27 protein-coding genes and 1 pseudogene are annotated in these 24833 nt (G+C 36.6%); 23 read left to right on the top strand and 5 right to left on the bottom strand.

All coding sequences use genetic code 11. The features are described 5' to 3' along the window. Positions 1 to 236 (top strand): annotated as a pseudogene (locus tag ACPLOV_RS02975) (SAM-dependent methyltransferase); the annotation flags it as partial. A 6-nt stretch (positions 237 to 242) separates the two neighbouring features. Continuing rightward, positions 243 to 1274, top strand: a complete 1032-nt coding sequence (gene pdxA, locus ACPLOV_RS02970) for a 4-hydroxythreonine-4-phosphate dehydrogenase PdxA (protein WP_424910604.1) — start codon at positions 243 to 245, stop codon at positions 1272 to 1274. On the opposite strand, the gene ACPLOV_RS02965 is transcribed toward pdxA, so the two are convergent. Beyond that, on the bottom strand, positions 1246 to 1800 hold the full coding sequence (locus ACPLOV_RS02965) for a plasmid pRiA4b ORF-3 family protein (RefSeq protein ID WP_424910603.1): 555 nt from the start codon (positions 1798 to 1800) through the stop codon (positions 1246 to 1248). The two genes, pdxA and ACPLOV_RS02965, sit on opposite strands and share 29 nt — an antisense overlap. A 171-nt stretch (positions 1801 to 1971) precedes the next feature. Here ACPLOV_RS02965 and ACPLOV_RS02960 point away from each other — a divergent pair, with 171 nt between their 5' ends. Together ACPLOV_RS02960 and ACPLOV_RS02955 are read left to right on the top strand one after the other, a co-directional pair. Then, positions 1972 to 5160, top strand: coding sequence for an SNF2-related protein (locus ACPLOV_RS02960; RefSeq protein ID WP_424910602.1), 3189 nt, complete (start codon positions 1972 to 1974; stop codon positions 5158 to 5160). Between the two features lie 83 nt (positions 5161 to 5243). Next, positions 5244 to 5813, top strand: coding sequence for a Uma2 family endonuclease (locus ACPLOV_RS02955; RefSeq protein ID WP_424910601.1), 570 nt, complete (start codon positions 5244 to 5246; stop codon positions 5811 to 5813). On the opposite strand, the gene ACPLOV_RS02950 is transcribed toward ACPLOV_RS02955, so the two are convergent. The 3 genes from ACPLOV_RS02950 to ACPLOV_RS02940 are packed head-to-tail and all read right to left on the bottom strand — an operon-like array spanning position 5770 to position 6586. Further along, the gene (locus ACPLOV_RS02950) at positions 5770 to 5952 is read right to left on the bottom strand and encodes a hypothetical protein (RefSeq protein WP_424910600.1); all 183 of its coding nucleotides are present in this window, start codon (positions 5950 to 5952) and stop codon (positions 5770 to 5772) included. The genes ACPLOV_RS02955 and ACPLOV_RS02950 overlap by 44 nt on opposite strands. A 47-nt stretch (positions 5953 to 5999) precedes the next feature. Next, the gene (locus tag ACPLOV_RS02945) at positions 6000 to 6338 is read right to left on the bottom strand and encodes a type II toxin-antitoxin system PemK/MazF family toxin (protein ID WP_424910599.1); all 339 of its coding nucleotides are present in this window, start codon (positions 6336 to 6338) and stop codon (positions 6000 to 6002) included. A gap of 2 nt (positions 6339 to 6340) precedes the next feature. Beyond that, positions 6341 to 6586, bottom strand: coding sequence for a CopG family transcriptional regulator (locus tag ACPLOV_RS02940; RefSeq protein ID WP_424910598.1), 246 nt, complete (start codon positions 6584 to 6586; stop codon positions 6341 to 6343). Between the two features lie 190 nt (positions 6587 to 6776). On the opposite strand from ACPLOV_RS02940, the gene ACPLOV_RS02935 reads away from it, so the two are divergent. From ACPLOV_RS02935 to ACPLOV_RS02885, 11 genes are all read left to right on the top strand, one after another. Then, positions 6777 to 7130 carry a nucleotidyltransferase family protein gene (locus ACPLOV_RS02935; RefSeq protein WP_424910597.1) on the top strand — a complete coding sequence of 118 codons (354 nt, stop codon included), beginning with the start codon at positions 6777 to 6779 and terminating at the stop codon, positions 7128 to 7130. Next, positions 7127 to 7597, top strand: a complete 471-nt coding sequence (locus tag ACPLOV_RS02930; protein WP_424910596.1) for a hypothetical protein — start codon at positions 7127 to 7129, stop codon at positions 7595 to 7597. Before ACPLOV_RS02935 ends, ACPLOV_RS02930 begins: the two co-directional genes overlap by 4 nt. Before the next feature lie 16 nt (positions 7598 to 7613). After that, positions 7614 to 8162: a DUF2284 domain-containing protein gene (locus ACPLOV_RS02925; RefSeq protein WP_424910595.1), complete on the top strand. Its 549-nt coding sequence runs from the start codon at positions 7614 to 7616 to the stop codon at positions 8160 to 8162. Between the two features lie 164 nt (positions 8163 to 8326). Then, complete coding sequence (locus ACPLOV_RS02920) at positions 8327 to 8698, top strand: flagellar protein FlaG (protein WP_424909977.1); 372 nt, start codon at positions 8327 to 8329, stop codon at positions 8696 to 8698. Between the two features lie 18 nt (positions 8699 to 8716). Then, entirely contained in the window at positions 8717 to 10594 is a 1878-nt protein-coding gene (gene fliD / locus ACPLOV_RS02915) for a flagellar filament capping protein FliD (protein ID WP_424910594.1), read from the top strand. Between the two features lie 14 nt (positions 10595 to 10608). Then, complete coding sequence (fliS, locus tag ACPLOV_RS02910) at positions 10609 to 10995, top strand: flagellar export chaperone FliS (RefSeq protein WP_424909975.1); 387 nt, start codon at positions 10609 to 10611, stop codon at positions 10993 to 10995. 92 nt (positions 10996 to 11087) lie between these two features. Further along, positions 11088 to 11507 (top strand): hypothetical protein, encoded by a 420-nt coding sequence (locus ACPLOV_RS02905; protein ID WP_424910593.1) that lies wholly within the window; start codon positions 11088 to 11090, stop codon positions 11505 to 11507. 388 nt (positions 11508 to 11895) lie between these two features. Then, positions 11896 to 12207 (top strand): zinc-ribbon domain containing protein, encoded by a 312-nt coding sequence (locus ACPLOV_RS02900; RefSeq protein WP_068749226.1) that lies wholly within the window; start codon positions 11896 to 11898, stop codon positions 12205 to 12207. Between the two features lie 208 nt (positions 12208 to 12415). Further along, entirely contained in the window at positions 12416 to 13276 is an 861-nt protein-coding gene (locus ACPLOV_RS02895) for a basic amino acid ABC transporter substrate-binding protein (RefSeq protein WP_424909989.1), read from the top strand. A 59-nt stretch (positions 13277 to 13335) separates the two neighbouring features. Continuing rightward, positions 13336 to 13998 carry an amino acid ABC transporter permease gene (locus ACPLOV_RS02890; RefSeq protein ID WP_424910592.1) on the top strand — a complete coding sequence of 221 codons (663 nt, stop codon included), beginning with the start codon at positions 13336 to 13338 and terminating at the stop codon, positions 13996 to 13998. Then, positions 13991 to 14713 (top strand): amino acid ABC transporter ATP-binding protein, encoded by a 723-nt coding sequence (locus ACPLOV_RS02885; RefSeq protein WP_424909987.1) that lies wholly within the window; start codon positions 13991 to 13993, stop codon positions 14711 to 14713. The genes ACPLOV_RS02890 and ACPLOV_RS02885 overlap by 8 nt, the downstream gene beginning before the upstream one ends. 59 nt (positions 14714 to 14772) lie before the next feature. Here the strand turns inward: ACPLOV_RS02885 and ACPLOV_RS02880 are convergent, their stop codons facing one another. Beyond that, complete coding sequence (locus ACPLOV_RS02880) at positions 14773 to 15486, bottom strand: hypothetical protein (RefSeq protein ID WP_424910591.1); 714 nt, start codon at positions 15484 to 15486, stop codon at positions 14773 to 14775. A gap of 246 nt (positions 15487 to 15732) precedes the next feature. On the opposite strand from ACPLOV_RS02880, the gene ACPLOV_RS02875 reads away from it, so the two are divergent. The 8 genes from ACPLOV_RS02875 (at position 15733) to ACPLOV_RS02840 (ending at position 24826) form a co-directional block, all read left to right on the top strand. Then, positions 15733 to 16032, top strand: coding sequence for a YhdT family protein (locus tag ACPLOV_RS02875; RefSeq protein WP_424909826.1), 300 nt, complete (start codon positions 15733 to 15735; stop codon positions 16030 to 16032). Next, complete coding sequence (panF, locus tag ACPLOV_RS02870) at positions 16029 to 17516, top strand: sodium/pantothenate symporter (RefSeq protein ID WP_424909825.1); 1488 nt, start codon at positions 16029 to 16031, stop codon at positions 17514 to 17516. Before ACPLOV_RS02875 ends, panF begins: the two co-directional genes overlap by 4 nt. A gap of 143 nt (positions 17517 to 17659) precedes the next feature. Then, positions 17660 to 18874, top strand: a complete 1215-nt coding sequence (locus tag ACPLOV_RS02865) for a M20 family metallopeptidase (RefSeq protein WP_424910610.1) — start codon at positions 17660 to 17662, stop codon at positions 18872 to 18874. Positions 18875 to 18889: 15 nt separating this feature from the next. Further along, the gene (locus ACPLOV_RS02860; protein ID WP_424910590.1) at positions 18890 to 20176 is read left to right on the top strand and encodes an aspartate aminotransferase family protein; all 1287 of its coding nucleotides are present in this window, start codon (positions 18890 to 18892) and stop codon (positions 20174 to 20176) included. A gap of 37 nt (positions 20177 to 20213) precedes the next feature. Then, on the top strand, positions 20214 to 21047 hold the full coding sequence (panB, locus tag ACPLOV_RS02855; protein ID WP_424909823.1) for a 3-methyl-2-oxobutanoate hydroxymethyltransferase: 834 nt from the start codon (positions 20214 to 20216) through the stop codon (positions 21045 to 21047). Between the two features lie 14 nt (positions 21048 to 21061). Beyond that, positions 21062 to 22693 carry an OPT/YSL family transporter gene (locus ACPLOV_RS02850; protein WP_424910589.1) on the top strand — a complete coding sequence of 544 codons (1632 nt, stop codon included), beginning with the start codon at positions 21062 to 21064 and terminating at the stop codon, positions 22691 to 22693. Positions 22694 to 22895: 202 nt separating this feature from the next. Then, a complete protein-coding gene (locus tag ACPLOV_RS02845) occupies positions 22896 to 23879 on the top strand; it encodes a P1 family peptidase (protein WP_424910588.1) in 984 nt (327 codons plus the stop codon). Between the two features lie 11 nt (positions 23880 to 23890). Beyond that, positions 23891 to 24826, top strand: coding sequence for a ketopantoate reductase family protein (locus ACPLOV_RS02840; protein WP_424908612.1), 936 nt, complete (start codon positions 23891 to 23893; stop codon positions 24824 to 24826). The last annotated feature ends 7 nt before the right edge of the window (positions 24827 to 24833 follow it).

The following is a 24833-nucleotide window of genomic DNA, read 5'->3' as shown; positions in this document are numbered from 1 at the left end:
TTAATAAGATTTATAAAGCTCTAAAAAAGGGCGGAATTTTTTATTCTTCCTTTAAATACGGCAATGGAGAAGAAATAAGAAACGGGAGATTTTTTAATAATTATGATGAAAGTTCTTTATGCGAGCTTTTAAAAAACCATCAGTATTTTTCGATTTTAGAAATAAAAATTACCCGTGATGTGAGAAAAGGCAGAGAAGATGAAAAATGGCTGAATGTAGTTTTAAAAAAGGAGTGAAAAAGCTTGATAAATAAGCCTATTATCGGAATAACTATGGGAGACCCTGTCGGGATTGGCCCGGAAATTGTGGTAAAAGCCTTGTCAAAAAAACAAATTTATGAAAAGGTAAATCCTTTGGTAATAGGTTCAAAAAATATCATAGAAAAAGCTATGGAAGTTACAAAGATAAATTTGGACGTTATTGTAATAAATGAGGATGAGATAAATACATGGAGGGAAAAGGATTTTTCCTTTGGTAAACTTTACCTTATGGATCTAAATAATGTAAGAGATGATATACATTTCGGGAAAATTTCAGCCGAGGCGGGAAAGGCCGCTTTTGAGTATATAAAAAAATCTATTGAACTTGCTATGGAGGGGTTAATAGACGGGGTTGCCACCGCTCCGATAAATAAAGAAGCTATTCGCGCTGCGGGAATAAACTTTATCGGCCATACCGAAATATTTGCAGAGCTTACAAAAAGCGAAGATGTTTTGACGATGTTTCAGGTGGATAAACTTCGCATATTTTTCCTTACAAGGCATATATCCTTACTCGATGCTTGTTTTAAAGTAAAGATGGATAATATTTATAAAACTTTAATTGCCTGCGATAAAGCGTTGAAAAATTTAGGGCTTTTAAATGCGACGATAGCGGTAGCTGCCCTGAATCCTCACGGAGGAGACGGCGGGCTTTTTGGCTCGGAAGAGGAGAGGGAGATAATACCGGCAATAAAGAAAGCACGGGAAGAAGGGATAAGGGTGGAAGGGCCGGTACCTGCCGATTCCGTTTTTTATTGGGCAAGGCTTGGCCGATATGATGCGGTATTGTCCCTTTATCACGATCAGGGACATATTGCTGCAAAAACGCTGGATTTTGAAAGAACCGTAAGCGTTACCACTGGGCTGCCGTTTATAAGAACATCGGTGGATCACGGAACCGCTTTTGATATTGCAGGAAAAGGTATTGCAAGCTCTGTTAGTATGGAAGAAGCCATAAAAGTTGCAGGGGAATATGCAAAGTTTTTTACCTCACCATCTTTAAGATTTGATTAATTTTTTCTATATTAAATTCTTCAGGGTCAAATGAACCTCCTATCCATTGTAGCATTAATTTATGTTCCGGATGACGAGGGTTTTTTATTGCTTCAAGGAAGTTTTGATATCCCCAGGGGCCTCCTACGTCTTCGGGAGGACAGTTTCTTTTTCCTGCTATGCATAACGGATATCTTATACCTTCTTGGGGTTCAAGTACTTTTTCAACCAATATGCTGTGTTCCCAGTTATCGCCAAAATCGTAAATATAGAGGAATTTATCTTTTGGTTCAAAATTCATGTTGCTTAATTTGAACCTTTTAGCATTTTTGAATTCATAATCATCGTAAAGGTCCCAACCATCATCCTTTTCACCTATTACCATATCGCCAATCCTGAATTCATAAAGGTGGTATCCAGACCATCCCATTACATACTGTATAATCGTATTTAGCTTATAAAATGTTATATCATCTTTTACCAAAATCCTCCTCCAAACAGGAGGTTTTATATCTTTAAGGGTTATTTTCATCTGAAGGATTTTCATAATGTTTGCCGCTCCTTCCATTTATTCAATAATAAAATTATAATATTATTATGAGTTCTATAAAATTGCTCAAATTCCTTTTTTAAAAATTTTAAAGTCAGAAAAAAGGATTTTTATAAATTAAAGAAGAAAATATACTGTTAAAGCAGATAAAATCGGAGGAAAAAACAAATGGGAGTTTATAATCAGGATTATTTGAGGATGATAGCTTCACCGGAAGTAGTAAAAAGAGGCATTGCCTATTATGAATCAGGTGCTGTGAAAAACATTAAGTTTGAGGGCGAAATACTTCATGCCGTTGTTAAAGGCAGTGAGGATTATGATGTTTTTTTCGAAATAGAAAATAATTTTATCAAGGATTACAGGTGCTCATGCCCGGCTTATTTTCAATTTGATGGTGCCTGCAAGCATGTGATTGCCGTTTTGTGTCATATTTTTGAAAAAGGGCTACCGAGAAAGAATAATAACAAACACAAAGATATCAAAGAAGATTATTACATAGAAGATTATGTTTTATTGGAACTATTTAAAAATAGTAATAGCGAAATTAAAAAGCAAGAAGTAAAGGTGGAATACTATTTTGAGTTCAAAAAGTATAATGTACATGATTTTGTATGCAGCATGCACATGCGCATTGGGGATAAACGTTTATATATTTTAAAGGACATCAAAGAGTTTATTAAAAAAATAGAAAATAATCTGCCCTTTAGTTTCGGTAAATTATTTGAATTTAATCCACTTCTTCACGTGTTTTCAAAAGAAGACGCCGAAGTGTTAAAAATTATAAAAGAATTGTATGAGATAGAACAAAGTATAACGATTTATAGTACTCCTAATGTTTTCTTAGACGGAAAATACGTTAATTTAAATTATAATTTTTTAATGAAAGTTGCTAAAGCATTGGGGAATAAACCTGTTAATATGATAAGCCCCTTCGAAAAGGTAATAAGCTTTGAAGTTAACGATTTGCCTTTCAATATTAAAATAGAAAAAAATAATGACGGTATATATGTTAAACCTGAGGGGGAAATGGGATTACCTTTAGATGGGGAAGAAAGAATTATTTTAAAGGACGATAAGGTATATTTGTTAAATAATAATGAACAAGTATTTCCAATCGTTAAAGGGCTTTATTTGAAAGACTGGAATGAGTTAAAATTTACCGGAGAAAATCAACATAAGCTGTTTTCTGTATTACCGCACCTGCAGAAATGTAAAAATATAAAACTTTCCGAAGACCTGAAATATGCGGTAGAAAGGAAACCCCTTAAATTTAAAATGCATATTGAGGGATATAAAAAAGGAATTGCTGTTGATGTTAAGTTTATTTACGGCGAAGAAGAGTTTAATCCCTTTACAAAGGAAAGTTTACAGCATCTTATTGTAAGGGATTATGAAAAAGAAATGTATATTATAAAACTTTTAGGAGATACGGGTTTTTCAATAGAAAGAGGAAGGGCAGTGCTCCAAGATGAGGAAAAACTTTATATTTTTATAAAAGAAGTGCTGCCAAATCTTACTCAAATGGGGGAAGTTTATTATTCGTCCGATATTAAACACCTTTTTTCCATAAAAACCCCGAAAATAAGGTCATCTGTAAGTTATTTAAGCGGAAATCTTCTTGAAATAAAAACCGATTTTGAAGACATTGATGTGAGGACGGCAGAGGAGATACTGCATTCTATTAAGGAGAAAAAGAAGTATTTTAGATTGAAAGACGGTTCTTTTATTTCTTTAGAAGAAAACCGTATTAATAAATTGGCTGAGCTTTTGGAGGATGTATCAAAAGAAGATATAGAACAAAACAAGGTAAACCTATCAAAATACCGATTTTTAGGGTTTTTAAACAATGTAAAGGATAAATCAAACCTGTCTATTGAACAAGCAGGAGAGTTTGAAAGGATAATCGAGAATATAGTAAATTCAAAGTATCAAAAGGTAGAACCTCCTGAAAGTTTAAAAGGGATATTAAGGGAATACCAGGTTATCGGGTTTAAATGGCTGAAGATACTTGCCGAAAACGGGCTTGGAGGTATTCTGGCAGATGATATGGGGCTTGGTAAAACCCTTCAGGCGATAAGTTTTTTGCTTTCGGTAAAAGAGTCAAAAATTTCACCGCACACTTCCCTTATAGTTGCCCCTTCAACCTTAATGTTTAACTGGGAAAACGAAATTGCAAGATTTGCGCCTCAATTAAAAACGGCGGTAGTATCCGGGTCAATTTTTGAAAGGAAAAAACTAATAAAAGAACTTAATGAATATGATGTAATAATTACATCGTATCCGCTTTTAAGAAATGACCTCGAATTTTATATCCGTCATAACTTTTACTGTGTTATATTGGACGAAGCCCAGCATATCAAAAATTTTGATTCCCTTAATGCAAAATCGGTTAAAAAATTAAAATCTAATGTGAGGTTTGCTCTTACAGGGACTCCTATAGAAAATTCCCTGGCGGAATTATGGTCAATTTTTGATTTTATAATGCCGGGTTACCTTTATTCTTATAAAAAATTCAATGAATACTACCAAAAGCCTATAATAGAAGGAAATAATGAGGCCTTAGAGGAACTTAAAAAGTTAATATCCCCCTTTATTTTAAGAAGAACTAAGAATGATGTTTTAAAGGAACTGCCGGAAAAAACAGAGACCACCCTTTTGGTTGAAATGACTCCCCAGCAGAAAAAAATCTACCTTTCATATTTAAAAAATATAAAAGGGGAGCTGGAAGAAAGGATAGAGCGGGAAGGTTTTGAAAAAAGCAAAATGCATATTTTTTCAGGGCTTTTAAGATTAAGGCAGATATGCTGCCATCCAGCATTATTTATTGAAAATTATAAAGGAACCAGCGGGAAAATGGAGTTATTGGAGGAATTGTTGCAGGAATTGATGGATAGCGGCAGGAGGGTCTTAATATTTTCTCAATTTACATCTATGCTTTCCTTAATAAGAAAAATGTTGGAAGAAATGAACATTAAATACGCTTATCTTGACGGGAGTACATGTGTTAATGAAAGAAAAAGGATAGTAGATGATTTCAATAACGGCTGCGGACGGGTATTTTTGCTTTCGCTGAAAGCAGGAGGAGTGGGATTAAACCTCACATCAGCGGATACGGTTATACACTTTGACCCCTGGTGGAACCCTGCCGTAGAAAATCAAGCCTCCGACCGGGCTCACAGAATTGGGCAGAAAAACAAGGTGCAGGTTTTCAGGCTTATAACTAAAGGGACCATAGAAGAGAAGATAAATGAACTGCAGATGAAAAAGAAGGACCTTATCAATTCGGTGGTAATCGAAGGCGAGCTTTTCATAAACTACTTAACCAAGGAAGAGCTGATGGAATTGTTCAGAATTTAGGAGAGCAGGACGCATTTACAAAAGGTAAGAAAATTGATAATATTAAAGAAACATTATAAGTAGTTTTGAAAGAAGGTGTAAAAATGCCTTTGCCAAAAGAGGATAGAATATATACTTATTCGGATTATATTAATTGGCCGGAAAATCAAAGAATAGAACTGATTAATGGCCGAGTTTACTTGATGACTTCTCCTTCAAGAATTCATCAAAAAACCTTAGGTAAAATTTTTTATCAATTTGCTAATTATCTAAAAGATAAATCCTGTGAAGTATATATGGCACCTTTTGATGTGAGATTCCCAGATAAAAATGAAGAGAATGAAAAAGATATAAAAAATGTGGTTCAGCCGGACATGATAGTTGTTTGTGATGAGGCAAAGCTTGATGAGAAAGGGTGCAAGGGAGCTCCTGATTTGGTAGTAGAAATCGTTTCGCCCTCAACTGCTCAGAAAGATAAGCTGCATAAATTTAACTTGTACGAAAAACACGGGGTAAAAGAGTACTGGATAGTAGAACCCGAAAACAAAATCTTGAATGTGTTTACTTTACAGGAGAACAAAAGATACGGACGGCCTGATATTTATTCTCAGGATGACAAAGTAAAAGTTTCTATTTTCGAAGATTTGATGATTGATTTAAAAGATATTTTTTAATAATTATTTCATTTTTACGCATTTCCTCCAAATCTGATTTGTCTATATTAAGTTCTGTATTTCCGATGCGGTTTGCAAGCTTTTCTAGTTTATACCTCCTTATGAAATCTTCAAGAGCTTTATTTACAGCTTCGGTCATTTTATTAGCCCCCGAAGTTTTTAATCCCAAATATATCGGGGTTTTAATTATAATCCCAAAAGTATGCCTATTTTTTCTTCCAGTTCATTTAGTTTCTCTTGTGGTAACATACCAATTCTTTTTATTAACCTTTCTTTTGAAATTGATCTTATATCTTCAGTTTTTGCATAGGATAATGCATCAAGCCCGCTTTCTTTGGGAAGTATTTCTACATGCAATGGAATATTTTTGTTTTTGGGTGTAATAGGAACGACAATAACTAAGTCTGCAGGGCAGGAATTGAATTCATCAACGGAAATTATAACTGCAGGCCTTATACCGTGTTGCTCGCGGCCGCGTGTCGGGTTTAAGTCTACAAGCCATATTTCACCTCTTTTGGGGTACACTTTTATTCCTCCAAGTCTTCCAAAGTATTATCCCAGAGATTTCTTTCTTCTTTTTCTTCCTGCCAAAGCTTTTCATTAGATTTTAAGTTAGCAAAAGCTTTTGCAGTATTTTCTAATAGAATTTTTCTATGATATTCTTTAACAGCTTTTTCAATAATACTTTGCATAGATTCTTTGAGTTCTGTAGATAATTTTTTAATTGCTTCATAAGTACTTTTGTCAATTCTTACTGTGGTTGTTTTATTCAATTTTAAACACCTTCCTTTTGTAGACTATAAAATCTACTTTTTAGTATAACATATTTTTATAATAGTTCAAGTGATGTAGAAGATTCAATATTATAATTTGTTGTTAGTAAAATTTTTTTGTAATACAATCTTATTAGAAATACCTCATAAAAGAATTACTTTTTCAAGCTTTAAGGGGGAAAAATACACTTTGGAAATAGAATCTTATAGAGAAAATTTAAAAAAAATAATTGATGAAGAAAAACGTGAATTAGAAAATAGGTATAATGGATTTTGGGAAATTGCAATAAAAATAGCTTCTTTACTTAAAGAAAAATACGGTGCAAAAAGAGTATGGGTTTTTGGATCGCTTACTAAAAAGGAAATGTTCAATCAATGGTCGGATATTGATATGGCTGTAGAAGGAATACCCCATGAGATTTTCTATAAAGCTGTAGGAGAGGCAACATCTATTTCATCCGATTGTAAAGTTGATATAGTGGATATGTCGGATTGCAGTCCTGCACTCAGAGAAAATATTCTAAAAGAGGGGATACTGATATGATAAATAAGTTTTTAACCCTTTCTGCAAGGATAAGACAGGAGTTAAAAGAAATTGAAAAGGCGGTTGACCGTTCTAAAAAAGCATGGGAAAAGGCTCATATTCAAAAAGATACTTTGTATCTTGATAGTGTAGCATTAAATATTCACGATTTTTACGGAGGGCTTGAAAGGATATTTGAGCTTATAGCTGAAAACCTTGATGGAATTAAACCTCAAGGATCAAACTGGCATCAAGAATTGCTGAGGCAAATGACAGTGGATATACCGAAAATAAGGCCTGCAGTTATCGATATTAAACTAAAAAATGAATTGGATAATTACAGGGCATTTAGACATATATTTAGGAATGTATATGCGCATAATTTTTTGCCGGAAAAGATGGAACCATTAATGAGAAATATTGAAGAGGTATTTAATAAAATTAAAGAAAGTTTAGAAAGATTTTGTGATTTCCTCGAAAGTGTTTAAAACAGGGGGTATTTTTATGGACCTTATTCAAAAGTTTGAAAATGCCAGAAAGGTATTAGAATTTGCAAAGGATTGCGAAGGCGTATCAAAGGTAAAACTCATAGAAACCAGGGATATTGTGGTGGACGAGAGGGTGAGATTTCAATGCTCTCACTCGGGGTGCAGGGAATACGGGAAAAGGCTCATGTGCCCGCCTTTTGTACCCGAGATGGAGGAATTTAAAAAGGTGTTTTCAAACTATATATTTGCGGTTTTAATTCAGGTGAGCGGACCATCCTGCGATGTTTTGCGGCTTGCTAAACTGCTTCACGAAGCAGTATATAAAACTGAGAAAAAAGCTTTTTCCTTGGGATTTCCCTTTGCTGCCGGATTAATAGGCGGCCCCTGCAGTCTCTGCGAAAAATGCCCCACTGGTGAAAACGCCAAATGCATAAAAAGGGAAAAAGCAAGGCCTTCTATGGAAGCTATGGGAATAGATGTTATAAAAACCTGTAAAAAAGTCGGAATGGAAATAGAATTTAAAGAAGGAGAGGTAACCTGGACGGGTCTTGTGCTATTGGATTAAAAGGGGGAAATTTGTGAAAAATAGCGATTTAAGGCAAAAACCGGAGAAAAACTCCGGCTATTATTTTTTTTATCCAAAAATCTGATAGAATTTAGTTTAATAATTTTTATTTTTATTTCGATAATCACTATAGAAAGCATAAAAAATTATAAAGGGTGGTTCTTGTGCGGGTAGAGGGAATAAAAGGTTCGGATTTTTCTTCGATGAAATCTGTGGTAGAAACGGTACAGGCACCTCAGAAATCGGAGGAAGCGATAAATACTATTTCATCAGAAAAAAATGATTTTATGATCAAAGATGAAGAAAAAGGAAATGAAGATTTTAAAAACCTTATCCAAGATTTAAAAAAACTTTCTATTGAAATCAAAAACACCCGCTTTGAATTTGATATTCACGAGGCAACCAAGAGGGTAATAGTCAGGGTTATCGATAAAACCACGGATAAGGTTGTAAGTGAAATACCTCCCGAAAAATTCCTCGACCTCATTGCTGATATATGGAAACAGGTAGGGCTTATTGTGGACAAGAAGGTTTAATAAAAAGAGGTGGGTAAAATGGTAGACAGCATTTCCAGGACATTGAGGATAGGTGGCCTTGCTTCGGGAATGGATATAGACCAGATAGTTTCGGACCTTATGAAAATCGAAAGACAAAAAGTGGATAAGCTCTACCAGCAAAAGCAGATCCTTGAGTGGCAGAGAGAGGATTACAGGAATATTAATTTAAAGATCAAAGCTTTATACGATTCGGCATTTAATATGAAACTTCAGGGGACGTATTTGAAATACAGAGCAACGGTTTCCTACGACGACGGCACCGCCCCCGACAGTATATTTACAGCGACACCCGGAGCCTCTGCAATGCCGGGGACTTACAGTGTGGAAGTAAAAAAGATTGCTCAAGAAGCTAAAATAGAAAGTTCGGGTTCGATTTCAAAAAATTATATTTTAGGAAATATCCTTGACCTTTCTCAGAATCCTATTACTGTAAATGATAGCAATTATAAATTCGTAATTTCCTTAGATGGAGTGGAAAAAACAATTGAGCTTACAAAGGGTGTAACCTATGATGGAACCACTAAAACCCTTGATGAATTAAAGAATGACATTCAAACAAAAATTAATGCAACTTTTGGTAATGATCAGATAACCGTTTCGGTAGAAAATAATCAAATTAAATTCAGTCCGGGAACATCCTACAGCGGGGCTTATAAACCCAACATTGTGCTAAAAAATTCGTCGGTTGCGAATATTCTTGGAAACCTCGGCTTTACCAATGGAGTAAGTTCGAAAATAAATATCTATGCCAAATTGAAGGATGAAGCTTATAAATTTGAAAATAATCCCCTTAATAATGGGGAACTAATAAAATTTAAGATTAACGGCAAGGAATTTACTTTTGATTTTAGCGATACAGGGTTGGAAAAAAATTACACATTAAACGATGTACTGAATAAGATAAATCAGGATGCGGATGCAAAGGTTACTGCTTATTACGATGCAATAACGGATAAGATAGTGATTAAATCAAAAGAAACGGGTCTAAGTGCCAAGGTTGAAATAGTAAATTTATCAGGTAACCTTTTTGGGAATACGGGGGCTTTAAAAATTGCCTCTGGAAGCGTGGATTTCGGCGAAAATGCATTAATTTCAATAAATGGTATTGATATATCGAAACCCACAAACACCTTCACAATAAGCGGGATACAATTTTCATTGAAAAAAGAAGCACCTGGCAAGACGGCTACCCTCACCATCGAGAGAGATGTGGATACTGTTGTAGAGACAATAAAAAATTTTATAAACACGTATAACGATACAATTAGTGCTATAAATTCAAAACTGACCGAAGAAAGATACCGGGATTACCTGCCGCTAACCGATGAACAGAAAAAAGAATTGAAGGAAGACGAAATCAAAAAATGGGAAGAAAAGGCAAGGAGCGGCTTATTGAGGGGAGATACGGTTCTTTCCGGGCTGGTAAACAAATTAAGACAAGCGGTATACGGAACAGTAGAAGGACAGCCCTCTGATTTCGATACCCTGTTCGATGTGGGTGTAAAAACGGGAAGTTATTATGAGAAAGGAAAATTATACATTGATGAAGCAAGATTAAAAGAAGCCATATCCCAAAATCCGGAAGCGGTTGCAAATCTTTTTGTTAATATAACTTCTTCAATATACAACATTGCAAAAAGTGGAATGGACAGCATAACGAAAAAGGCAGGAAGTTCCACCCAGTATTTCGATAACAGCTTAATAGCTCAAAACATCCGTAGCTTAAACGATAGAATTTCAAAAATGGAAGAGGATTTGAAAAAGGTAGAGGATCGCTACTGGAAGCAGTTCACCGAAATGGAAAAAGCGATCCAGTCCATGAATCAGCAAAGCATGTGGCTGGCAAATCAGCTGGGTATGTATCAATCACAGTGAGGAGGAGATAAAGTATGATAAATGCCTACCAGCAGTATCAGCAAAATGCTATTTTATCTGCGCCGCCGGAAAAACTCGTTTTAATGCTCTACGAAGGCGCTCTTAAATTTTTAAAACTTGCCAAAAAATCCATAGAAGAAAGAAATTTTGTGGAGGCTAACAACAATATAATAAGGGTAGAAGATATAGTGATGGAGCTTAACATGAGCCTTGACACCAATTATGAGATTTCAAAGAATTTAAGAAGCCTGTACAATTTCATATATGAAAAATTGATTGATGCAAACATTAAAAAGGATGTGAAAATATTAGAGGAAGTAGAAGGGATTTTAGGGGGCTTGAAGGAGGCATGGCAGGAGGCCTACCTTGAAGTAATGAAAACAAAGAAGGCTGCCTTGTAAATTTATAAAGCCGGTGTCATTTACCGGCTTTTTGCATTATAATAGATTTATTATAGCGTTAAATTAAAAGGCAGAATGGAAAGGGAAAATTTATGGAAGAATTGAGGAATTTGCTACAACAAAAAAAAGAAAATTTAGAAGAAATTTCTTCGGTTACCAGTAAAATGAAAGATGCTTTGCTTTTGGAAAATGTGGAAGAATTTATATTGTTGCTGGATAAAAGGCAGGGATTGATGGATATTTCTGCTGATATCGATGAAAAAATATCAAAAAAAGGATTAAATGCTTTAGGAGATGAAAAAATAAGCATTATGAAAAAAGAAATCTATGAAAAAGTTAACGAAATAATAAAAACGGATGAAGAAGTTTTAAATCTTGCAAAAATATTTCTTAATAATATAGAGAAAAAAATAGAGGATCTTTTTTTAGCAAGAAATGTTTCCAGAAAATATAATTCATTATATGATAAGGTAAATTATGATGAAGGTATTTTTATTGATAAGAAGGAATAAAAAGTGATAGAATATTTTTGAAAACTTACGAAACGGTTTAAAGAACTTCCAAAAGATTTTCAAATGCAAATTATAGAATATATTGAGTTCCTAATTAATAATCATCCTATGATTGATGGGAAGTGGTTATATTATGCGAATTAAATGGCATAAGATTGAGTTATTCTCAAGAAGAATTGGTAGAGTTAGGATTGGGTATTGCAAAAGGAGAATTTAAAAAATTTCTAAGAAATTCTATTTTTTCCTTGCTTTTTAAAAAGATTAGGTATATAATAGAGTAAGGCATTCTAAAGGGATTATTTTTTCGATGCTTTGCGAAGGCAAAGGACCGGAAAATGGTACTCTAAGGAATGCCGGAGAATCTTATTAATAAGTGAGGGGTTTTTTAATGGCATTCCAGGACAAAGTGTTAGTATGTAAAGACTGCGGTAAAGAATTTGTATTCACCGCAGGGGAACAGCAGTTCTATGCTGAGAAGGGCTTTGAAAACGAGCCTTCCAGGTGCAAAGCCTGCCGTGACGCAAGAAAGGGCAGAACAAGAAACGAACGCGAATACTCGAGGAGAGAAGGCGCAAAAACACTTTACGATGCAGTTTGCGCTGAGTGCGGTGCACCTACAAAGGTTCCCTTTAAGCCAAGAAACGACAGACCTGTCTACTGCAGCGAGTGCTTCCAGAAGCATAAGGCTGTTCGCGCTTAAATAGGGAGAACAAAAGGGTTCGGGAAATTCCGGACCCTTTTATTTTTTTGTAATTTACTTTATGCATAAAATGTTTTCAGAAAAATAAAATTTTATTGGAGCTATTGCAATATTATACATTTGCAATTATAATTATACTCATCAAGCATATATATAAATATACAAGAATATAAATAAATATACAATTATTAAGTTTAGGAGGAGAATTATGAAAAAATACTTTAAAATTACGGCTTTATTGATGGTAATTTTACTTATGGCGACGGTTTTATTCGGATGTGCCCAGAAAGAAACTTCACAGAATAATCAAAGCCAGCAGCAAACAAATCAGCAAAACAATAACTCAAATCAGCCGGTAGATACGGTAGATGCTATAAAGAAAGCTGGAAAATTGGTTGTAGGTACCAGTGCGGACTATCCGCCTTTTGAATTTCACGATATTTCTTCGGGCAAAGACGTAATAGCCGGTTTTGATATAGACCTTGCTAAAGCTATTGCAAAAGAACTGGGAGTAGAGCTGGAAATAAAAGATATGTCCTTTGATACGATAATCTCGGCGGTTTTAACGAAAAAGGTGGATATGGGAATAGCGGGATTCACTATAACCGAAGAAAGAAAAAAGAGCGTAAATTTCTCCATACCCTATATTCAGGGTGGACAGCAAATAATAACTTATAAAGGCAGCGGTATAACCGGCAAAGATGATTTGAAAGGCAAAACGGTGGGCGTTCAGCTCGGGACAACCGGAGAAGAAATTGCCAAAAAGATCGAGGGTGCAAAACTAAAGCAGTTTGACAAGGTAGATACGGCGGTTCTTGACCTTCTCAATAAAAAGGTGGATGCGGTTATTGTGGATTTTGCGGTAGCAAAAGCCTACGCATCCCAGAACTCGGATAAGTTGGAACTTGTAGGCAATTTGCTGGATGATGCGGCTAAAGCGGTAGTTTTAAGAAAGGAAGACGAAAAACTGCTGGAAGTGGTGAATAAGGTCATCACTGACCTGAAAAACAGCGGTGAACTGGATAAGATGGTTCAAAAGTGGTTTGTGGAATTTAAGCCAAAACAGTAAAATTGAAAAAAATTATAAAGGGCTCGAGGGGAGCCCTTTGCCTTTGAAAGGAGATAAGGATGAGGAATCTTGATTTTACAATAGTACTTCCCTACATTACACTTTTTATTCGCGGTTCATTAATAGCAATTGAAATTACTGCCCTGGCGGTCATGATGGGTGTGGTAATCGGAACCTTTGTGGGAATGGGTAAGATGTCCCGGATTTTCATCATCCGCGCATTATGCACCGTATACGTGGAGGTTATAAGGGGGACGCCTTTGCTGGTGCAGATATTGATATTTTACTTTGGGTTGCCTCAGCTTACAGGATATTCTCTGTCGGAATTCCCCGCTGCGGTGATAGCGCTGGGTATTAACAGCGGAGGATATGTAGCGGAAATCGTAAGAGGTGGAATACTTGCGGTGGATAAGGGACAGATGGAAGCTGCCAGGTCCCTCGGTATGAGTTATGCCCAGGCCATGAGGTATATAATCCTTCCTCAGGCGTTTAAAAAGATGATACCGCCCCTCGGAAATGAATTTATTACTCTATTAAAAAATTCTTCTCTTGCAACTACAATTGGTTTTCCAGAGCTGACAAGGGCAGCACAGGTAGTTGCGGGAAACACCTACAGGCCTTTCGAACCCTATATTACAGCAGCGCTATTTTACCTAATTATGACTTTGAGTTTTACCCAATTACTCGGGGTAGTGGAAAGGAGGCTTGCCAGGAGTGATTGAAATTAAGGATGTGCACAAGTATTTTGGGAAATTAGAGGTATTAAAAGGAATAAGCAATACCATCCACAAAGGAGAAGTAGTGGTAATTATAGGTCCCTCGGGGTCGGGCAAAAGCACCCTCCTTCGCTGCCTCAATATGCTGGAAGAACCCACAAAAGGTGAAATTTGGATTGAAGGGAAGCCTTTAAACCATAAAGCGGTGGATATAAATAAAGTGAGACAGGAAGTTGGAATGGTTTTTCAGCATTTTAACCTTTTTCCTCACAAAAAGGTGATTGAAAATGTAACCCTTGCTCCAATAAAGGTGAAAAAAGAAAATCCGGAAGAGGCCAGAGAAAAAGCCTTAAAACTTCTTGACAGGGTAGGTTTGAAGGATAAAGCGGAGTGTTATCCTGCATCCCTTTCTGGTGGACAAAAGCAGAGGGTAGCAATAGCAAGGGCTCTTGCCATGAACCCGAAGATTATGCTTTTTGATGAACCTACTTCAGCCTTAGATCCCGAAATGATAAAAGAAGTACTGGATGTAATGAAGGATTTGGTCCAGGACGGCATGACAATGGTAGTGGTTACTCATGAGATGGCCTTTGCAAGAGAAGTAGGGGATAGGGTAATTTTCATGGATGAAGGAGTGATAGTTGAAGAAGGCACTCCTGAAGAAATCTTTGAAAATCCCAAAAACCAAAGGACAAAAGAGTTTTTAAGCAAAATACTGTAAATTTATATACACCCCTCCCGTAATAGGAAATGCCCGGGTTTACGCCCGGGCAAAAATATTTATAGTAACATTTCCCTCGATTTATAAAGATAATAAGCCATGATAAAAGAAGATGCTAAGAGAACTAAAGCAAAAACTGGCGGCACTATTACAAAAAATTTGGCTATGTTAACGGGTTTCCCCAGGGTATGGGCGGTATCAAAAACAACTTTTTGAAAGTTTAAAACCGCATTTATTCCAAAACGAATCCATAGAGCCGCAACCCCAAGAGCAACGGGAAATATCATCATTGCCATTTTAAATCCAAAAATCCTTCGCCTTTTAAGTCCATTAAGACCCAGGAAAATAGGAACTAAAAATAATAGAGAAAAGGCACCTCCTAAAAACTGGGGAGAAAGGCCGATAAATAACGCTGACGTAAGTGCAAAAAGGCGAATTCCTGTATTTAAAGGTTTCAATTGGTCTTTAAAATCAAAATAAGCAGCCCGTATATAGAGTAAAAAGGATAGAATGTATTTTTCTTTTTCCTTTGAATCAATATTCTTAGATTTTAATTTTTCCAGTAAATCTTTACCCTTTACGGTAATCCCCTGGTATACCTTCTTTTTTTCCTCTCCAGCTATCTCCTCTTGATTAATTTTTTCATACCTTTGTTTCTGGGCAGCAATATCTTTTGATATCTTTTCCTTTCTTTTTTCAGGGATATTTAACTTTGATAAAGCATTTTCAAGGGATTCGAGTATTTCCAGGACAGGATTATTTGAGTTTTTCAAAAAAATATTCACCCTTTCATATGTTTAGCGCTTTTTATTTCTTAGAAAAAATTTATAATTAAATCTCCTTTGTGTCAAGATGAAGTTTATTATTTTAAGCTTATTTATAAATAATAAAAAATTAAAAACTGAATAAATTAATATTTTTTTAACAAAAAGGAATTTTTAGACAAATAAAGAATAAATTAAATATAAAGGAATAATATTCCGCATTATGAAATAAAAAATATAAAGGGGGGTATTATTTTGAAGAATAACAAAGTAAAAGATGATCCGAGGTATCTACAAACAACGAAGGAAACCTTGACAGTATTTATTCTTCTAATTGTAAACATAATTTGGTGGTTTGCCTTTGCTTATGGTTTAGGCTCCAAATCTCCGGATGAATACTCTTATGTTTTAGGTTTTCCTGCATGGTTTTTTTGGAGCTGTATAGTCAGCCTCTTTGTTTTTAGCATCTTAGTAGTTTTAGTTGTATCTTTTGTTTTTAAAGATATACCTTTAGATCCTTTGGATAAAGAAATGTTGGGAGGGGATGATAAATGAACCTAAGCAAAGATATTTTATTAGAAATTTGGGTGCCACTTATCATATATCTACTTGTGGTATTGTATATTGGTTTTTACAGCAATAGGATAGCAAAACAAAAGGAAGGTGGTTTCTTAAGCGAGTACTTTTTAGGCAACAGGAATTTTGGTGGTTTTGTGGTTGCTATGACATTAGTCGCTACATATACGAGTGCTTCCAGCTTTTTGGGAGGACCAGGGACGGCCTATAATCAAGGGTTAGGATGGGTTTTACTTGCTATGACCCAGCTCCCCGCTGCATACGTAACCTTGGGTATTTTAGGTAAAAGATTTGCTATTATTTCAAGAAAAGTAAAGGCTGTTACCTTAATTGACGTTATAAGGGAAAGATACGATAATAATCCTGCCGTTGTATGGTTATCATCTTTGGGGGCTGTTATCTTCTTAATAGTTGCGGTCGTCGCGCAATTTGTAGGAGGGGCAAAATTATTCCAGACTATAACGGGTTTGCCTTACATTTGGGGGCTTATATTATTTGGCGGTGTTGTACTTGTATACGTAACCTATGGTGGATTTAGGGCGGTTGTATTAACGGATGCAGTTCAGGGAACGGTGATGTTTTTTGGCACCATTATTCTATTATTAATGGTATTTTCTAAAGGCGGCGGAGTTTATAATGTGATGCAGACGCTTTATAAAATAAATCCGGAACTTATTACACCTTTTGGGGTCAAAAAATTTATTACTGTACCGTGGATATCTTCCTTTTGGGTACTGGTTTGTATCGGAATTTTAGGACTTCCACAAAATGCATTGAGGGCAATGGCTTATAAAAATTCAAAGGCTATGCATTCTGCAATGATTATTGGGACTGTGGTAGTTGGAGTACTTATGTTAGGTCTTCACCTTGTAGGTGCAGCGTCAAAGGCAATTTTGCCAGAGATACCCAAAGGTTTATCCAGCGATACTGTTATTCCACTTGTGGCTATAAAACTTCTCCCGGGATGGATTGCAGGAGTTTTATTAGCTGCTCCTCTTGCAGCAATAATGTCAACTGTTGATTCACAGATGATATTGATTTCAAGCACTATAGTAAAGGATTTATATTTGAATTACATTAACCCTAAGGCGACACAAAAACAGATTGTAAATTTGAGCATATTATCTACTGCTTTAATCGGTATAATTATCCTGCTGCTATCAATAAAACCTCCTGCCTTAATAATTTGGATTAACCTTTTTGCTTTTGGAGGTCTTGAAGCTACCTTCTTTTGGATAATAATACTAGGTCTTTATTGGAAACGGGCAAATGCAGAAGGTGCTATAGCGTCTATGATTACAGGAGTGGCATGTTTTATAATTACAAGCAAGTATTGGCCAAGGCCTTTTGGTATGCACCCAATAGTTATTACTCTTGTATTGGCTTTTGTGGCATTTTATATAGTATCTATTTTGACAAAGCCACCTAAGGAAGAAACAATAGAAAAGTTTTGGTCAATTTAAAAGAGGATATAAAATAAAAGAGTCTATACCATGGCTGAAATTTTTAATGACGGTGGTTTTGTAAAAACCAAAATGAATACGTATTATAAAGGGTTTAGTAATGGCTTATATATTTTAAGGGAGTGGTTAAATTGGACGAAGTAATAAATAGTGTGATGAGGTTTATTAAAGAAGATGATTTGGTTTCGCTTACTAAAGAACTTATAGAAATACCCAGCGTGTATGACCCATTGGATGATAATGCGAATGAAGAAAAGGTAGCAAAATATATATACGAAAAGCTTAAACAAGTGGGATTTGAAGTCTACATTGAAGAGGCGGCACCAAAAAGGCCTAATGTGATTGCCGTTTTAAGGGGCAATATGCCGGGAAAGACGATACTTTTGGAAGGTCATACAGATGTGGTTACACCCGGGGATGCAAGTAAATGGAAATATCACCCTTTTAAAGGAGAAGTTGTTGATAGGAAAATATACGGAAGGGGGGCATGTGATACTAAAGGTAATCTTGCAGCTTCTATAATTGCGGCTAAAGCTATAAAAGATTCAGGGATTTCTTTCCCCGGAAAGATAATTCTTTGTATACCCGTTGATGAAGAGGGTATGATGACAGGCATAAAGGATTTTATTAGGCGCGGCTGGGCTGATGACGTAAATGGAGCAATAATTTGCGAGCCTGTGGACAATAATATATGTCTTGATATAAAAGGTGCAATAAGAATTCTTGTTAGGATAAAAGGGAAAATGGCCCATGGTTGCATGCCCTATGCTGGGATAAATCCCAATATAGGGATGGCAAATGTGATATTAAAGCTTAAAGAATTAGAAGAAAAGGAAAAAGAAAGGTTAGGACGTCACAAGTATTTAGGATTTCCCAGTATAACTCCGACTGTGGTTATGTCGCCTTCGAACGGAAAAGGGCAGTTAAATGTGGTTCCCGAAGACAGCTTAATTGCTTACGATTTACGGACAATTCCTGGGCAAAAGGAAGAGGTACTTTTAGGGCAAATAGAAGAAATTTTTAATCAATTAAAAAAAGAAGTAGAAAATTTTGACTGCGAATACGAGGTCATAGAAAAAAGACCATGTGTGAGTACTGAAAGGAACGATCCGATAGTTAAATCTGTAGAAAAGGCTTACACAAAGGTTACGGGAAGTGAGCCTGTTTACAACGGTGTACCTGGGGCTACCGATGGTACATTCTTGCGTGCGTGGAAGAACATACCGGTAGTTGTAATAGGAGCCGGGGAAAGAGAAATACCACATCAGAGAGACGAATACGTTAGTATAGACCAGTTGATGGAAACTACTAAGATTTATGCAGCAAGCATCTTAAACTTTTTAAATGAAAATTTTTAAAAGGGGGATTTTAAGATGAATACTGTGCAGAAATATAAGGAATATGTAAACACAAGCATGGTAAAGGCTATAGAACCTGTTGTAATTGAGCGGGCAAAAGGAGCAATTATTTATTCTGAAGATGGGAAGGAATATATAGATTGTTTTTCAGGTATATCTGTTGTAAATGCCGGTCACTGCAACGAAGAAATATTGAAGGCAGCAAAAGAGCAGATGGAAAAATTGGTTCACGCTTGTACATATGTTTATTACATAAAGCCAGTAGCTGATTTAGCGGAAAAATTAGCACAAATTACCCCGGGAAGGCTAAAAAAGACCTTTTTTGCAAACAGTGGAGCAGAAGCAAATGAAGGTGCAATGAGGGCTGCAAAGCAGTTTACAGGACGTTACGAATTTATATCGCTTCAATGTTCTTTCCATGGAAGGTCCGTAGGGACTTTAAGTATTACCGGAAATATGGCTAGGAAAAAAGGCGGGGGTCCGTACCTTTCCGGTACGGCATTTTCTCCTGCACCTTATTGTTATAGATGCTCATTTGGGCTTTCCTATCCCGATTGCGAGCTTAGGTGTGCAAAATTTTTAGAAGATGTGATAAAGTATCACACTAGCGGAAACGTGGCGGCCTTTTTTGCAGAACCGGTAATGGGCGAAGGAGGTATAATAGTACCTCCTCCCGAATATTTCAAAGAAATCAAGAAAATATTGGATAGGTACGGAATCCTTTTTGTTGTGGATGAAGTACAAAGTGGTTTTGGGAGGACAGGTAAATTGTTTGCTATTGAGTATTATGATGTAGAACCTGATGAATTGACAATGGCAAAAGGCATAGCGGATGGGTTCCCATTGGGAGCATTCATTGCAAGGGAGGAAGTAGCAAATTCCTTTAAACCCGGCGATCATTTGAGCACCTTCGGTGGCAATCCTGTATCCTGTGCTGCCGCAATTGCCAATATAGACTTTATTATAAAAAACGATATATGTTCTCAGGTATTAGAAAAAGGAAAGTGGTTTATGGATAAACTTTATGAGATGAAAGAAGAGTTTAAGATAATAGGCGATGTAAGAGGTAAAGGATTAATGATAGGATTGGAATTGGTAAAAGATGATAATAAAACTCCAGCAGCAGAGGAAGCAGGCATGCTTAGAAATCATTGCAGGGAAAATGGCGTCCTCGTGGGATTAGGAGGCGTTAACGGCAACGTAATAAGGATACAGCCGCCTCTAATCATATCAAAGGACCAGTTGGATTATGCTTTTAATGTAATAAAAGAGAGCATTTCAAAAATATATAAGGCATACTAAAATATTTTAAATATTTTAATTACGGGAGGAGATTAAATTGGCAAAGGTAACGATACAAAAGTTACAAAATATGAAAGAAACAGGCGAAAAGATAACCATGACTACAGCATATGATTACCCGACAGCTTATTTTGTCGATAAAGCGGGTATAGAAGTCATATTAGTAGGTGATTCGCTTGCAATGACTGTGCTTGGACTTGACTCTACTGTCCCTGTCACTATGGAGCAGATGATACACCATATAAGGCCGGTGGCAAAAGGAGCGCCAAATGCGATGATAGTAGGCGACATGCCTTTTGGATCGTATAATCAATCACCCGAGCAGGCGGTTTACAACGCAACTCGGTTAATGAAAGAAGGGGGGTGTGATGTAGTTAAGTTGGAAGGTGGAAAGGAAGTGGCTGATAAGGTTAAATCCATTGTAGATGGTGGAATTCCTGTTATGGGCCATATTGGTCTTACTCCGCAAACTATTTCTAAATTAGGCGGGTTTAAGGTTCAAGGGAAAACTGTGGATTCTGCTAAATCCTTATTGGAGGATGCTCTTGCACTTCAAGAAGCCGGAGCTTTTTCTTTGGTTATTGAATGCGTGCCAGAAGAGGTAGGGAAATTAATAACGGAAAAAGTAAAAATTCCTACGATAGGAATAGGAGCCGGTAGATATTGCGACGGTCAGGTGCTGGTGTTTCATGACATGGTAGGACTCTTTGAAAAGTTTCTGCCTAAGTTTGTAAAAAGATATGCTAATTTGGGTGAAGAAATTTTGAAGGCACTGCAAGAATTTAAAAAAGAGGTAAAAGAAGGAAAATTTCCAAGCGATGAGTTTGTTTTTAAAGGGGTTGACGAGGAGGAACTTAAAAGACTTTACTGAGGAGGTATTGTTGAGTGGAAAAAGAAAATGAAAGCAAAATCAGGCATGCTGAGACTTTTAAAGATCAACTTACTTTAAGGTCTATAGTTTTAGGAGCTATTGGTTCTGTAGTAATTACTGCAAGTTCCACTTATGTTGCTCTTCGCATGGGTGCTTTGCCTTGGCCTACAATTTTTGTTGCTATACTGTCGTTAACCATTTTGAAAGCTTTGGGTAAAACTAATATTAATGAGATAAATGTAACTCATACAGCTATGTCAGCAGGAGGCCTTGTTGCGGGAGGTTTGGCATTTACCATACCGGGTATATGGATGGTAAATCCGGAAGCTAAAGTCAGCTTTTTTACCCTGGTAGTAGTTACCTTATGCGGAACTGTTTTGGGCTTGATATTTACTGGGCTTATTAGGAAGCATTTTATTGAAGGAGAAAGACTGCCTTTTCCTATGGGAATAGCAGCTTCGCAGACATTAATCGCCGGTGATGAAGGTGGCAAAAAAGGAAGGTATTTATTTTCTTCGCTTGGTTTTGCAGCTATTTTTACAGCTTTAAGGGATCAATTTGGAGTGATACCTGCAGCACTGACTTCACAAACGCTTTTTGCGAAAAACATATTTTTTGGTGCCTGGTTATCTCCTATGGCTGCTGGGATAGGATATATAATAGGGCCTCTATACATGGGGACCTGGTTTTTGGGAGCTGTTTTAAGCTACTTTTTGATAATTCCATTAGGAGTATCCTCTGGTATTTTTTCAAGTGTAGATGCTGCTACTGCCTTTAAAAACAGCATGGGAATTGGCTTAATAGTAGGTTCCGGCGTGGGTGTCCTTATTAAAGGAGTTTTACCTAAGGCAAAGGAGATTTTTGCGCCAATGATAAAGGGTGAAGTTGAAAAAGGCGAAGTAAATATGAGGTGGGCACCTTTTGTTTTTGCTTTGGCTGCATTGATATTGACATTTTTGACTGAAATGAGTCTAATTTCGAGTATTCTTACTATAATAGGTGTATGGGTGACAGTTGCAATGGCTGCAACTATTACAGGTCAAACGGGCATAAATCCTATGGAAATATTCGGTATATTGGTATTGCTTTTTATAAAGATTTTTGTAAAACTCGGTTTTATAGAATCTTTTTTAATCGCTGCTGTTGTTGCGGTTGCCTGCGGGCTTGCAGGTGATGCTTTGCAGGATTTCAAAGCTGGATATATATTAAAGACGGAACCTAAAGCTCAGCTGATATCGGAAGGAGTTGGGGGATTAATTGGTGCTTTTGTATCTGTAGTTGTACTGTTTATAATGCATAATGCCTATGGTTCTATGGGTCCCGGAACCGAGTTGGTGGCTCCTCAAGCATATGCGGTTTCTACAATGGTAAAGGGGCTACCAAATCCTTTTGCATTCATAGTTGGGCTTTTACTAGGTGCTATACTTTATTTTATTAAGATTCCGGGTATGACAATCGGTATAGGTATGTACCTCCCAATGGTGATATCCACTACTGCGGGATTAGGAGGAATTGTGAGGTTTATTATGGACAAAAAATACCCGAATTCCAACGAAAACGGGACGTTAATTTCTTCAGGGTTTTTAGGAGGTGAAGGGGTTACTGGTGTGTTACTTGCGATTATTAAGGTTATGACTGCTGCGTGATAAATAAAAAATATAAAATAAAGGTGTCAAGGAGAATTAAAATTTTTTTACCTTGACACCTTTTTGTTGAAACATTAAGATTAATTTACAAAAACAAAAAACCAATAATATAATGAGATCAATTAATAATAAGATAATTTCAAATTTAAAAAATGGGTAACAAAAGTGCGAATGGAATATGGAATACGGGGAGAGTGGTTTGATGAAAACAAAAGAAAATACCATTTTAGAAGTTCCGGGTATAAAGGTAGGTCAAATAAGTGATTTGGAAGCACTGACGGGCTGTACAGTTATTTTATGCGAAAGAGGAGCTGTTTGCGGTGTTGATGTAAGAGGAGGGGCACCGGGAAGCAGGGAAACCGATCTTTTAAGGCCTGAAAACCTTGTGGAAAAAGTCCATGCGGTGTTCCTTGCGGGCGGCAGTGCTTTCGGATTGGATGGTGCATCGGGGGTTATGCAGTATTTAGAGGAAAAAGGCATAGGATTTGATGTGGGTGTTACTCATGTACCCATTGTGCCCGCTTCTGTACTGTTCGACCTCACGGTTGGAGATTATAAAGTAAGGCCTGACAAAGAGATGGGGTATAAAGCCTGTGAAATAGCTACTGATGAATACATTGAGGAAGGAAATGTGGGAGCGGGGACCGGGGCAACGGTGGGAAAAATATTGGGAATGAAAAACTGCATGAAAAGCGGACTTGGCACCTTTGCAAAAAGGGTGGGGGATCTGGTGGTAGGGGCAATTGTTGCCGTCAATGCCTTCGGAGATGTTGTTGACCCCGGAAACGGGCAAATCATCGCAGGTGCTTTAAAAGATAATTTAGAGGATTTCGCGGATACATTGAAAATAATGGAAAGCATTGGTGTGAATCAACAAAATAAAAATGTATTCATAGGAAACACAACAATAGGTGTTGTTGCGACAAATGCAAGGCTTACAAAAGCTGAAGCGAAAAAAGTTGCATCTATGGCTCATAACGGCTTTGCAAAAACTATAAGGCCCTGTCATACCATGTATGATGGGGATACTATATATGCCCTTTCTACTTCCGATTTAAAGGCAGACATAAACCTTGTTGGGAGCTTAGCCTGTGAGGTAATGGCACAGGCTGTCATTAAAGCTGTTGTCAATGCCGGAGGAATAGGAGGAATAAAATCTTATAAAGACATAAAAGAAAAAACATGAGGTGATTAAAAATGAAGATTGCTGTGCTGGGAGCTGGAGCAATGGGGTGTCTGTTTGGAGGACTATTGGCTGTAGGAAAAAATGAAGTATGGCTTTTGGATGTATGGGAAGAACATGTGAAGGCTATAAATGAAAAAGGGCTTTTAATAGAAGGGATAAAAGGAGAAAAAAATATAACAAATATTAAGGCGACTACTGATGCAAAAGAGGTTGGGGAAGCGGATTTGGTAATTGTTTTTGTTAAGTCTACGCATACGGAGGAAGCTATAAAAAACTCTATTTCTTTGATCGGGGAAAAAACGGTAGTTATTACCTTACAGAACGGGCTGGGGAATGTGGAAAAATTGCAAAAAATGGTGGGAGAAAAAAGAGTAATAGCGGGAGTAACATCCCAGGGGTCTACTTTGATAGGACCTGCACATATAAGACACGCAGGGGAAGGGGAGACTTTAATAGGTGAAATTGACGGGAGGATTACAGAAAGGCTTAAAACTATAGAAGAGCTTTTCAATAAAGCGGGAATAAAATGCTGTATAAAGGATGATATAATGAGTCTCATGTGGAGCAAATTGATAATTAACGTTGGAATAAATGCTATTACTGCAATAATCGGTGTAAAAAACGGAGAAATAGTTAACCATCCTGCTTCTGAAGAGATATTGAAGATGGCTGTATATGAAGCTGTAGAGGTAGCAAAAGCGAAAGGTATAAAAATTGTTTACGCAGACCCGGTAGAAAAGGTAAAGGAAGTTTGCAAGCTTACAAAAGAAAATATTTCTTCAATGCTTCAAGATATTATTAAAAAAAGAAAGACGGAAATTGATGTAATTAATGGGGCGGTTGTTAGAGAAGGGGAAATTTTGGGTATTCCTACTCCTGTAAATAAAGTGCTTACAAACCTTGTTTTGACAATCGAAGAGACTTATGACAAAAGGGTTTTACTGTAAAGGAGGT

Origin of the sequence: Thermovenabulum sp. (assembly GCF_049723235.1) — a bacterium.
GTDB lineage: Bacteria > Bacillota > Thermosediminibacteria > Thermosediminibacterales > Thermosediminibacteraceae > Thermovenabulum.
This window is presented reverse-complemented; position numbering and strand designations above follow the sequence as displayed.